Genomic DNA, 11,873 nt, shown 5'->3' with positions numbered 1-11,873 from the left:
ATCTATACCAACAATTAAAAACGTATTTTAGTTATTACAATACAAAAAGAAGGCATCAGGGAATAGAAAACGAAATACCGCTGGTAAAGTATTTAAACAAACAACAAAAAGCAGCTTAGTCAATATAGCCGGAACTTAATTTAAGCTGAAAACTGCCCTACAAATGGGGGGATGCTCATTTATTCCGGCTTCAACAAATTGACTATGACTTATAGTTATTTCATTGTCCTTACTAAATACCGGGATCACACAATCCTCTTTTAAATGAGAAAGGCTAACACCTTTAGTATTAGCCTTTATAAAAGAATTGCTCTTTTCACTTTCCGGATTCTTCAATACATCAGAGGAAGAGATTTCTTTGTAGTTCTTCTTCTGATGTATTGTACCTGTCCTTTCAATTTGCTGTAGTTCCATTTTTACTAAAATTAGTTGAGTTAATATTCAGATTATTCTTAATCAGGTTTTGCTGATTAATAAAGTGCTTGTTTAAAGCCTCTTTGTAGGTCTGAGATTCTTTATAAAGCTGATTAAGTTCATCTTGTGATTTACATTCTTTAATTTTTTTCTTAATCAAGTCAAGGTCAACAGCAGATTCACACCACTCCTTTATTTTCTTTCCTACTCCTGATGTTATTACAAATTCTGGTTTTCCATTGAACAGGTTTGTTCTGTCTTTACTGGCCAAAGCAAAGTGCTTTGAGTCTATGTCAAAGACAATTGTAAACTCATATTCTACACCATCTCTTTGAACAGCTTTCAACCCAACCTTTTCTGGTACATACTTACCATCTTTAAGGTTGAGGACATAATCCTGCTTAGTTCTTATAGTGCTAATAAAATGAGCCGGTGATTGCAGAATTTTGTCCACAAAAGCTTTCTGTCTTGGCGTTACTTTATTCCAGTTTGTAAAGCTGTTTCCAGGTAGTTTGGAATGAAAGTCAATAAGTTCTTCCCAGCAATGTGAAATGCTGTCTAAAATGATTACATCCATTCCTGCACCTATACAAATGTCAATTGCCTCAATATACTTTTCCGGTGTATAGGGTGGCTCCATTGTAAGAACATTATAATTACCCAAATGAGAGTACAAATCACTACTTCCATTTTCTGTATCAATAACAGCAACCTTGGAAAGGTCATCACCTGACAATCCTTTTGCAATAAGCAGAGCAGAGTAAGATTTTCCTGCACCACTACTGCCTTGTAAAGCCATTTTGATCTTGGCTTTTTTTCTTTCTGATTTTCTTAGTTCCATATTTGTCTGAATAAAAAAAGCTCTCGTTTCTGAGAGCTTTTTATTTAAATTTATTATTTCCTATTCTCTTGCAAGTATTGCAAAATTTGCAACTCTTGCAGTTTCTCGTGATTCTTTCCTATAACAACCATTAGAAACCTTTGTTATAATATTATTCTTAACCCACCTACTGAGATGGTAATCCGTAGTTCTTTCACTTATTTTAAATTTATTTGCTATTTCAATAGCCTCAAATCTTTTAAATTCAAAATTGAGTTCATTAAATATCAACTGCTCATTCTCAGTAAGTATGTTGTTTTCGTTGTCAAAAATATCATATACGCTTAACGCGTGTGAGATTAATAATTTTATTAACTCAATTGCATTATCAACGTCAATATCCACAACTTCAATTTCTTTCCCTTTCATAATCTCATCAATATTTCTTAACACTGATAAAATCAATATAATTCGTGATAGAATTATTCCGTGTCTTTTTACTGATGAAGTGAAATACTCTAATCCTGAATCAACGATTTTGTCGTGAATATTTCCAATTTCAGAGTCAATTTTTGACATCTGTGCCGTGGTTAGCTTTAGATCTTCCAAGTTCTGGCTTACCAAGTGTCCGTATAGAGCAAATAATTTATCACCCAAAAGTTCAAAATTACCTTTCAAGCTTTCATTTTCAGATTGGGTTGATGCAGGTTTCCAGTAAGTCTTATCATTAAAATGATAATATAAAAATCTACTAAATAGCCCATTCTCATTACTTTTTATTAGAGGTTTGAGCTGATTTGTAGTTCCCGACAGGACTAATGATAAACAAGGTGAATTAACCTCAAAAAGTAAATCATCTGTCGATCTACTAATTGATATTTTTTCGTGATGAAATACTTTTCTCAATACATCTGAAAAATTTCCCCAATCCTGACTAAGCATTCCAGACAAAGAGTCAGCCTCTGATTCAAATATTATTAATCCGTGATTTGAATCATTTAAATGTTTATAAACTTTAGCACAAGAAATATTTCCCGGAAGAATTTTTAATGAAACAGGGGGGCAATCTTTTTTTTTTGATTGACTGAGACAGATGTCACGAAGTTCACCACTATCTTGTAGAATTTTTTCGTGTATTTTTTTAAGTAATCTTAAAGCAAGATTCATTTTACCTTTTCCAGATGCAGGAGGAGCAATTATCATCAAAAAAATATTTGCATAATAATTATCTCCTCTATACTCTATTCTAAGGTTAGGCAGGATTGAACTTATTGCTCCAATTGAGGAAAGCAAAACAATGTCCTTTTCTCTTCCTTCCAAACTAGCTGTAAGCCTTACTAATTCATCTGGTAAATTTTGATATATCTCTTTTTTTATTGTAGTATTCATTCATAATTCATAAAGTTAAAAAATTAAAAACGCATTATTTTAAGAAGCATACCTAGCTAAAGGTTCTTCCAAAAGTTTTCTAACCGCTGAGTCAATGACCTCATCTTCAAAACTCTTTAAGTAAGCTTGAGTAACCTGTATATCACTATGCCCCAAAGCCTCAGAAATAATATCTGTAGATGTTCCGGCTTGTTTAAGGTTTGTGGCAAAGCTATGTCTGATCGTATAACTTGTTACTTTTTCTTGTATTCCCACAAGCCTGGCTATCTCCTTCAATTGTTTATTAAATCTTTTCAAACATTTGGTCTTTCTGTAGTCTATTTGTAAAGGAGTCAAATTCTCTTTGAGAAGTATTGGAAAAATGTACTTTGTACTGGTTCCATAATTTCTATAGTAATCTAAAATCTCTTTTAAAGGTTTAGTAATTTCTACATTGAAAAGACCTTTAGTCTTTGATCTCCTATAAAAAATTCTATTCTCTTGAATATTATCCCAAGTTAGAGTGACCATATCATGAAAGTTCATTCCTCTAGAGTAATAACTAAACATTAAATAATTTTTACTATCAACTAAATGAGGGTACTTCCTAACATCTAGGTTCTCCATTTTTTTTATTGCTTCTCTACTTAGAGCAAGTTTTACATTATTTCCTTTTAACTTGGAAATTTGATAAATCCTAAAAGGATACTGTTTTTCATCTACAACCTTTCTTCTGATAGCCTCATTGTAAAGAGCTCTGATGTCCTTCATCTTTACAGCTACACCCCCTTCTGTATTATTATTTTCTAGTAAGAAAATTTCATAATCATCTAATAGAGAAGGAGTAATCTCTTTAAAAAGTAAATTATCATTTTGAATAAATTGAAAAAATGATTTGTAAGTAGACTTATAGGTTTTTGCCCTACCTATTCTATCAACTTTCAGAAGGTTTTCAATTTTTGTTTTCCAAAATTCTGAAACCGTCTTGTTATTCATCTGAACACCCTTAAAAGCTTGCTCAAATTGTTTCAAGGAAAAGTCTATCCCATCAATTGCAAATTGATCAATTATTTTCTCAGCCTTATCTAGATTATAGCGTAGTATTCTGTTCTTATTTCTATAATTGTGATGCTTTTTATTATACGAGGACTTTATTTCATCCCATTCATCTAAAGCAGAATACAAGCCTAGATTGATAGTTTTTGTTTTTCTATTCTTGATAACCCTCATAATAATGGGGTAGGTATCATTTTTTGTCTTTGCTTTTCGCAAAAGTATTTTAACGCTAATCATAATTTAAGATTTTGAGTAGTTAGAAGATTCATTTAGAACCTCAACTACTGATTGAAGTTTGCCCTTTTCAATCCATTGGATTAATTCTGATTTCTTGAAATAAATCATCTTACCTCCAGGTTGATAAAAATTAATATCACCCATTGCCTTCTTTTTATATAGAGCTGATTTTGAAATCCCTAGGAAAAATGCTGCCTCTTCAAGAGTCAAATATTCTTTATTTAAACAGGTTGACTTTTCTATAGTCTTTTTCAAATTTTCAATTTCTAATAGAAGAGTACTTTCCATAGTTGTGCATCTAATGATATTGATTGATATCCGTTTGTTTGAGAACAAAATAAGGCAATAAAAAACCCTTCATTTCTAAAGGGTAAGGTTAGGGTAAGTAAAAGAGTAAGGTAATATCTAAATTATATCTTTAAGTGCATTCTCTATATATTGATATTTCTTTGTTGAACGCTGTTTTAAAAGGGTATTATATTTATCTAAGGATCTTTGGGTAAAAGCAACTTTACCTTTTGAATAAAAGCTTTGACTTTTAGCAATTTTTGAATTAGTGAATCCATCAAATAACTTAGAAAGAACGTTTATAAAAAAAATTGAATGATAATTGTCTTTAATGAAGAAAATACCTGATTTTAAAAGTATAGGGTTTGTATCAGTAAGTATATTAATAAAGTCTTCTTCAGTTGTATTTACCTCATCAATTATTTCTAAGTCCAGAATAACATCATATACTTTGGATAGTGTTTTACGACTGGCTTTTGACTTATTTCCAAAAAATGGATTATTCCCAATGAAAGGTTGTATTGGAGGTTTTTTCTTAATCCTGCTATTCTTACTTTTTAGCTCCTCAATTTCTGAATATAGATAATGTAGTTCTTCAGATAAAATCTCTTTGTATGGAAGTTTTTTAGATTTGTCAATTAAAGTATTGATTCTTTCTAATTGAAAATCAATAAACTGATTAGACTCATCATTAACATATAGACGTTCATTTTTATGAACTTTCAAAAGCTTCAAACTAATATTACCTTGGATTCTTATTTTAGTTTGTAATTCATCTTTGATATATATTCTAGTTTTTTCTGGATAACCCTTTTCATAAGTGGGTTGAATATATTCTATATAGCCTTGGCTCTTGTTACATACTTGAGAAGAGTTGATTAGATAATCGAAAAAGTGTTTTTCAAATTGAAGTAGTGATTCCTTATTAATAAAATAATCAAAAAATCTTAATGGCTCAGTTTTATTTGAAACAGGTTCTTTCATATCTCAAATTAGTAAATGTTTTACTGAGGTTTTACAAAAGAAAATAAAAAAAGGCTCTACATTACGTAAAGCCTTGCTTTTATTAGTGGAGAAGATGGGATTCGAACCCACGACCTCTTGACTGCCAGTCAAACGCTCTAGCCAACTGAGCTACATCCCCGTTTAGTGGCGCAAATATAATTAAAGTTCCCTAAAATCACTTATTGTTTTTCGTTTTAAAACTTTAGCCTAAAATCTTCTGAATCGTTTCTTATCGCAAGACCTGAATGCTTGCCTTACTTTGCACAACAAGACCCCTTAGCATTAGGCGATACGGTCAAAGCCTTAGTATCTTTGCCTGTAAGCTTTTCATTCGTATAAAAATTAAAGCCCAGTATGATAGAACCCGCAAATTCAACTCAACTTGAGGAAATACTTGCGCTCACACGTGCCTGTGCCGCAAAAATGATTAAAGCAGGTATATTCCAGTGGAACGAGCACTACCCTTCCCAAACTGCTTTTCAGCAAGATATAGATCGCGACGAACTTTATGTAAGTACGCAGAGCGGAAAAATCCTGGGTACTATCGTGATCTCAGATCTAAAAGACGAAGTGTACAAACCCGTAACCTGGCTAACCCCGGCTGATGCAAAAAGTATTTACATTCACCGGCTGGCCGTGCATCCTGATGTGCAGGGTAAGGGCATCGCTCAGCAACTCATGGATTTTACTGAAGATTATGCGCGTAAAAACGGGTATGTTTCGGTACGTCTGGACACCTTTAGCCAAAACCCACGCAACAACCGTTTCTACCAAAAACGCGGTTATGAAAAGCTTGAAGAAATCTTTTTTCCGAAGCAAAGCAAATATCCCTTTTACTGCTACGAACTCGTTTTATAGGCTTTTGACATTTAGAAAAGCTATTTTCGCATTAAGCCTGAGCTTATGTCAAAAACAAACCCGCTTTCGTTTAAAAACATCAACCGCCTTGCAGTACCGGCTTTACTCGCCGGCATTGCAGAACCCATACTGTCTGCAACCGATGCCGCAGTGGTGGGTAATGTTCCGGTAAATGCCACCGAAGTTCTGGCCGCAGTAGGTATCGTGGGTTCGTTTTTATCTGCCCTTATCTGGGTTTTAGGTCAGACCCGAAGTGCCCTTCAGGCGATCATCGCACAATATTACGGTGCTGATAAAATTGACGAAATCAGCACACTTCCTGCGCAGGCCATTTACTTCAACATTTTTTTGAGTATCATAATTCTTGCCGGTACGCTTCCGTTTATTGAAGGTATTTTTTCGCTTTATAATGCATCAGGTCTCATTCTGGATTATTGTGTGCAATATTATTCCATCAGGGTTTGGGGCTTTCCGCTTACCTTATTCACCTTTGCCGTTTTCGGTATTTTCAGAGGATTGCAAAACACGTTTTGGCCAATGGTAGTCGCCCTTATAGGTGCTGCGGTTAATATAGTGTTAGACTTTGCGCTGGTTTACGGTATAGAAGGCTATATCCCGGCTTTGCAGCTTGAAGGTGCAGCCTATGCAAGTCTTCTTGCTCAGGGGCTTATGGCGGTGCTTTCTTTAATTTTAGTCCTGATCAAAACCAATGTAAGCCTGAGGCTCAAATTCCCCATTCATCCGGAATTGTGGAGACTCGTGGGGATGGCACTCAATCTTTTTGTGCGCACTATTGCGCTTAATGTTGCGCTTTATTTGGCCAACTCCTTTGCGACAGATTACGGCGCTTCGTACATCGCCGCCCAAACCATTTTGATCAACATCTGGCTGTTTTCGGCATTTTTTATTGATGGATATGCAGCTGCGGGAAATATTCTCGCCGGTCGTTTTCTGGGAGCCAAAGATTATGACAGTCTGTGGCAACTCAGTAAAAAATTAAGCGCCTACAGCCTCATCATCGCCGGAGGTCTTATGCTGATTGCCGCCCTGTTTTATGAACCGCTGGGACTTATTTTCAGTAAAGAACCCGAGGTCATTGTGCGTTTTACGGCTCTGTTTTTTGTGGTGATCCTGATGCAGCCCCTTAATGCGCTTGCTTTTATTTTTGATGGAATTTATAAAGGAATGGGCGAGATGAAATACCTGCGTAACGTGCTGATGATCGCAACCTTTCTGGGTTTTGTACCTGCAATTTTTATAGGCGACTATTTTGGGCTGAAGCTTTACGCAGTATGGATCGCCTTTTCCGTCTGGATGCTCATACGCAGCGGTGCCCTGATTCTCAACTTTAGAAAACGCTTCAGGCCCAAAGTCACAGGCAGGTAAGCTGTATAACTAGTTACTGCTAACTGCGACTGCTAACTGCGACTGCTAACTGCGACTGCCAACTGTAAACTGATTAGCGTGTTTTCAGCCAACCTGTAATACTCAGGCGTTCTGAAGCCAGTACAGGCTTTACTTCGTGCTCCAGCACCTGACTTTCAAAAATCACCACACGACCCGGTCTGGGGATGATGTCTAAAGCCTCTTCTCCGGTTTTGGTTGGCAAATAAATGGTGAGTTCTCCCCCGTTACTGGCTACCCAGGTTTCGTCATTGAGATAGCAGACCATAGACAGTTTACGGCGGTCATCATTTTGAAAGGTATCCAGATGGCGCTTGTAAAAAGTTCCGGTGGGGTATACCGCATAATGAAATTCCTTCTGGAGGATCCCCAAAAAACAGGTCCGGTTGAGATAGGCTACCAGATCATTGATTTTGGCAAAAAACCGGCGTTCTACCGCACGCCCTTCAGCCTCATTGATCCAGTAAATATAGTCACCGCGTATTTTTTTATCGATTTCTTCATTGAGTCTGTTCCCTATCGCGGCCTTTTTAAAGCAGTCGGCTTCATAAACCGTTTTAAGGGAGTCGCGTAATTCTGCGATTTCGTCTGCATCAAAAAAATCGTCGATGATGCTGTAATTTTGATCAAGCAAATCAGAAATAACCCGTTCATAGACAGGGTTTTCTATAAAATCCAGTTGCTCAAAAAGCTGTGTTTCCATACGAGCAAAATAAACGAAAAAACAAATAATAAATTCATAAATATTCTATGCAGGTATTCATAGGCTTCACGGGCATACTTTTTATACTTTTGTTGCATTAATTAATCAACCTATGGAATTTCTGGAATTTTTGAGCGGCACCGGCATTTACGTAATCTTTGCAATTGCTCTAATCGTTGTGGTTCTGTACCGAAAATTTAAAAAATGACGTTCCTATCTATACTCCAGATTTCTGAACAACAACACGGCAAGGCTTATGAGCTGGGATACTTTATAGGCAGTAATATCTTCTATATTTTACCAGTCATTCTTCTTGTAATCGTCGCTTTTATTTTTGGTATAAAAGCACTTCGAAAAACCAAATAATGATGAGTAACATACGTATTACCAAGCAATTTTCATTTGAAACCGGTCACGCGTTATACGGTTATGACGGCAAGTGTCGCAATGTACATGGGCACAGTTATAAGCTTTCGGTAACGGTTATAGGTACGCCTATTTCGCAAAGCGAAAACGTGAAGTTTGGAATGGTGATCGACTTTGGAGACCTCAAAAAAATTGTCAAAAACGAAATTGTAGATGTTTTTGACCATGCTACCGTTTTCAACAAAAACACGCCGCACGTAGAGCTGGCCAAAGAACTTTCAGACCGGGGTCACAATGTGCTGCTGGTAGATTACCAGCCTACCAGCGAAATGATGGTCATTGACTTTGCACGGAAAATTCAAAAACACCTGCCCCAAAATATAAAGCTATTTTCGCTTAAACTTCAGGAAACTGATACCAGTTTTGCAGAATGGTATGCTTCTGATAATGAAGCCGATTTATTCTAAATTTAAAGCATGAAGCAACCTGTTGAGCAGCTTACGATTCCACCGGGGAAGAAAGCCTATTTCTCGAGTGATAATCACCTGGGTGCGCCTACCGCTGAAGCGAGTAAGCCCAGGGAGCTTAAGTTTCTTGCCTGGCTCAACACTATTGAGCGCGATGCTGCGGCAATATTTTTGCTGGGCGATCTCTTTGACTTTTGGTTTGAATATAAAACCGTTGTCCCCAAAGGTTTTGTTCGCGTTTTGGGCAAGCTGGCTCAGTTGCGCGACAGTGGGATTCCCATCTATTTTTTTGTAGGCAATCACGATCTCTGGATGCAGGACTACTTTGAAACCGAACTCAACATCCCTACTTTTCACAAACCTCAGCTTTTTCAGCTCAATGATAAGCGTCTGTTTATTGGTCATGGTGATGGTCTGGGCCCCGGAGACAAAGGCTATAAACGCATGAAAAAGGTGTTTAAGTCTTCGGTTTTCCAGTGGCTGTTTCGCTGGGTACATCCGGACATTGGGGTGCGAATCGCTCAGTATTTGTCAGTTAAAAACAAACTGATTTCAGGAGATGACGATCATACTTTTCTGGGTGAGGAAAATGAATGGCTGGCTACTTACGCAAAGCGAAAACTGGAAAGCAATCATTACGATTACTTTGTTTTCGGCCACCGCCACCTACCTATGCGTATTGAAGTAGGCGAGCAATCAAGCTATTTTAATCTGGGAGACTGGATTGTACATTATACCTACGGTGTATTTGACGGAAGCAATTTTGAACTGAAAGAATTCCATACCTAGTTTAGGGCAGTTTGCATAAACTGTTGCGTTTCCATCTTTAAAATGGTCTGATCCAGTAAATCCTGAAGCCCCTCTAATTCTTCGCGGCTTACCGCAAGATCTACCGTTTCTGCCGGAGTTTTTAAAAGCAGCGACCTGCACGAGGCCGGCGCTGGGCAGTCCTTACAGGTTATTTGATTGCGGGTATCCTGAGCCTGATAGGCAAAACGCTTCAGTTGATCTAGCGTAAAATAAAAACCTGTATCCCTAAAAACCAACTGCGCTTTTAATTCTTCCTGATAGGCCGATTTCCAGTAAAACGAAATGCCGGTGTCGTTTCGATAAATAATGCTGATATGCTTCATAAACCCGATTTTACACAAATATAAAACCTTGTTTAGAATAAATCTAAATAGAAGGTGATTTATTCCTGAATATCCCGCAGTTTTAACTGAATACTCACATTTCCGTTCCATTCATTCAGATCAAGGGAATAGGCGGCTTTAAAGCGTTTCTTATGAGTGATCAAATCGCATTTTTCGCCCAAATTAAAACCAATAGCACCTATTTGAACCGTTGTCCCCGGCTGGGTAACGGTACATTTTAAATGCAACTCATCTGCCCCCACACATTTGCCGTAACCGGTATCTATGAGGTTTTTGCTCATAAAAACCGGGGTCATATTACCCGGCCCAAAGGGTGCAAACTGACGTAAAATACGGTAGAACTTTGGCGTGATATCTTCCAGATTCAATTCGGCATCAATCGAAATTTCGGGAATAAGCAGGCGCTCATCAATGCTGTTGCTTACCACCTCTTCAAATTTCGACTTAAAATCGTCGTACTGATGCTCGCCAAGCGTTAGTCCCGCGGCATACTTATGTCCCCCAAATTGTTCTATATGCTCGCTACAGGCTTCAAGCGCTTCATATACGTCAAAGCCTTTTACAGAGCGCGCACTGGCAGCCAGTTTTTCTCCGCTTTTGGTAAAGACCAGGGTTGGCCGGTAATAGGTTTCGGTAAGGCGTGAAGCCACAATGCCAATAACGCCCTTGTGCCAGTTTTCCTGATAGACAACGGTCGTTTTGCGGTGTTCTTCCCGGTTTTGCTGTATTTGCTCCAGGGCTTCCTCGGTGATGGTTTTATCGAGATCTTTCCGCTCTGCGTTAAACGCTTCAATAGCGGCAGCCATCTGTTGAGCCTGTTCTTTATTTTGCTCGGTAAGCAATTCTACCGCGTGTAAACCGTGCTTAATGCGCCCGGCGGCATTGATACGCGGCGCAATGATAAACACCACATCGGTGATGGTAAGAATCTCTTTTTTTACATTTTCAATCAGCGCCTGAATACCGGTGCGCGGCAGGGTATTGATGACATCGAGACCAAAAAAAGCCAGCACCCGGTTTTCGCCCGTAATAGGCACAATATCTGCCCCAATCGCAGTAGCAACAAGATCCAGATAAGGCACCAGGGTTTTAACGGGCAATCCTTTTTGCTGCTCCAGCGCCTGTATGAGTTTAAAGCCCACACCACAGCCGCAGAGTTCGTCATAGGGATAGGTGCAATCTTCACGCTTAGGGTCTAGCACGGCCGCTGCATCGGGAAGTTCAGGGCCCGGCCGGTGGTGATCACAGATGATAAAATCGATACCCAGCTTTTTGGCGTAAGCGACCTTTTCTACCGCTTTGACCCCGCAATCGAGCGCGATGATGAGCGTAATGTCATTATCGTGGGCATAATCAATACCTGCATACGAAACCCCGTAACCTTCGGTATACCGATCGGGGATATACGTAGCCACCTGAGGATAATGACTGAGCAAATAACTGCTCATAAGGGCCACACTGGTGGTTCCGTCTACATCATAATCTCCGTAAACCAGAATGTTTTCGCCCTGCTGCATCGCCAGATTCACGCGTGCCACTGCACGATCCATATCTTTCATCAGAAAGGGATCGTGCAAATCATCTAGCGAAGGCCTGAAAAAGGTCTTTGCCTTCTCATAGGTATCTATACCCCGTTGCAGGAGTAATAGGGCAACTTTTTCGGGTACTTTAAGCTGATTGGCAAAATCTTTTATGTGTTCTACTTCGGGAGTAGGCTTTAGCGTCCAGCGCAT

Annotated in this window: 14 protein-coding genes and 1 tRNA gene; 5 read left to right on the top strand and 10 right to left on the bottom strand. The window is 38.3% G+C overall.

Annotated elements, in window-relative coordinates; all coding sequences use genetic code 11:
• Nucleotides 1-135 precede the first annotated feature (135 nt).
• The 7 genes from LLW17_RS05965 to LLW17_RS05935 form a co-directional block, all read right to left on the bottom strand.
• Entirely contained in the window at nt 136-414 is a 279-nt protein-coding gene (locus LLW17_RS05965) for a DUF3871 family protein (protein ID WP_228229346.1), read from the bottom strand.
• Nucleotides 395-1,255, bottom strand: a complete 861-nt coding sequence (locus LLW17_RS05960) for an AAA family ATPase (protein WP_228229345.1) — start codon at nt 1,253-1,255, stop codon at nt 395-397. Before LLW17_RS05960 ends, LLW17_RS05965 begins: the two co-directional genes overlap by 20 nt.
• 60 nt (nt 1,256-1,315) lie before the next feature.
• Nucleotides 1,316-2,623 carry a DUF3987 domain-containing protein gene (locus tag LLW17_RS05955; protein WP_228229344.1) on the bottom strand — a complete coding sequence of 436 codons (1,308 nt, stop codon included), beginning with the start codon at nt 2,621-2,623 and terminating at the stop codon, nt 1,316-1,318.
• A 39-nt stretch (nt 2,624-2,662) separates the two neighbouring features.
• Complete coding sequence (locus LLW17_RS05950) at nt 2,663-3,895, bottom strand: site-specific integrase (protein WP_228229343.1); 1,233 nt, start codon at nt 3,893-3,895, stop codon at nt 2,663-2,665.
• 3 nt (nt 3,896-3,898) lie between these two features.
• Nucleotides 3,899-4,183, bottom strand: a complete 285-nt coding sequence (locus LLW17_RS05945; protein ID WP_228229342.1) for a helix-turn-helix domain-containing protein — start codon at nt 4,181-4,183, stop codon at nt 3,899-3,901.
• A gap of 117 nt (nt 4,184-4,300) precedes the next feature.
• Complete coding sequence (locus LLW17_RS05940) at nt 4,301-5,167, bottom strand: hypothetical protein (protein ID WP_228229341.1); 867 nt, start codon at nt 5,165-5,167, stop codon at nt 4,301-4,303.
• An 86-nt stretch (nt 5,168-5,253) separates the two neighbouring features.
• Nucleotides 5,254-5,327, bottom strand: a tRNA-Ala gene (locus LLW17_RS05935).
• Nucleotides 5,328-5,542: 215 nt separating this feature from the next.
• Here LLW17_RS05935 and LLW17_RS05930 point away from each other — a divergent pair.
• Complete coding sequence (locus LLW17_RS05930) at nt 5,543-6,046, top strand: GNAT family N-acetyltransferase (protein WP_228229340.1); 504 nt, start codon at nt 5,543-5,545, stop codon at nt 6,044-6,046.
• Nucleotides 6,047-6,091: 45 nt separating this feature from the next.
• Nucleotides 6,092-7,432, top strand: coding sequence for an MATE family efflux transporter (locus LLW17_RS05925; RefSeq protein ID WP_228229339.1), 1,341 nt, complete (start codon nt 6,092-6,094; stop codon nt 7,430-7,432).
• A 73-nt stretch (nt 7,433-7,505) separates the two neighbouring features.
• On the opposite strand, the gene LLW17_RS05920 is transcribed toward LLW17_RS05925, so the two are convergent.
• Entirely contained in the window at nt 7,506-8,153 is a 648-nt protein-coding gene (locus tag LLW17_RS05920) for a 2OG-Fe(II) oxygenase (RefSeq protein WP_228229338.1), read from the bottom strand.
• Nucleotides 8,154-8,357: 204 nt separating this feature from the next.
• Between LLW17_RS05920 and LLW17_RS05915 the strand changes: the two genes are divergently transcribed.
• The 3 genes from LLW17_RS05915 to LLW17_RS05905 are packed head-to-tail and all read left to right on the top strand — an operon-like array spanning nt 8,358 to nt 9,775.
• Complete coding sequence (locus LLW17_RS05915; RefSeq protein ID WP_228229337.1) at nt 8,358-8,519, top strand: hypothetical protein; 162 nt, start codon at nt 8,358-8,360, stop codon at nt 8,517-8,519.
• Nucleotides 8,520-8,521: 2 nt separating this feature from the next.
• Entirely contained in the window at nt 8,522-8,986 is a 465-nt protein-coding gene (locus tag LLW17_RS05910) for a 6-pyruvoyl trahydropterin synthase family protein (protein WP_228229351.1), read from the top strand.
• Between the two features lie 9 nt (nt 8,987-8,995).
• Nucleotides 8,996-9,775: a UDP-2,3-diacylglucosamine diphosphatase gene (locus LLW17_RS05905; RefSeq protein WP_228229336.1), complete on the top strand. Its 780-nt coding sequence runs from the start codon at nt 8,996-8,998 to the stop codon at nt 9,773-9,775.
• Here LLW17_RS05905 and LLW17_RS05900 read toward each other — a convergent pair.
• Together LLW17_RS05900 and recJ are read right to left on the bottom strand one after the other, a co-directional pair.
• Entirely contained in the window at nt 9,772-10,119 is a 348-nt protein-coding gene (locus LLW17_RS05900; RefSeq protein WP_228229335.1) for a hypothetical protein, read from the bottom strand. The two genes, LLW17_RS05905 and LLW17_RS05900, sit on opposite strands and share 4 nt — an antisense overlap.
• A 59-nt stretch (nt 10,120-10,178) precedes the next feature.
• A complete protein-coding gene (gene recJ, locus LLW17_RS05895; protein WP_228229334.1) occupies nt 10,179-11,873 on the bottom strand; it encodes a single-stranded-DNA-specific exonuclease RecJ in 1,695 nt (564 codons plus the stop codon).

The organism is Leeuwenhoekiella parthenopeia, from assembly GCF_020782115.1.
Taxonomy (GTDB): Bacteria; Bacteroidota; Bacteroidia; order Flavobacteriales; family Flavobacteriaceae; genus Leeuwenhoekiella; species Leeuwenhoekiella parthenopeia.
The sequence above is the reverse complement of the archived record's forward strand: the minus strand, read 5'-3'. Positions and strand labels throughout refer to the sequence as shown.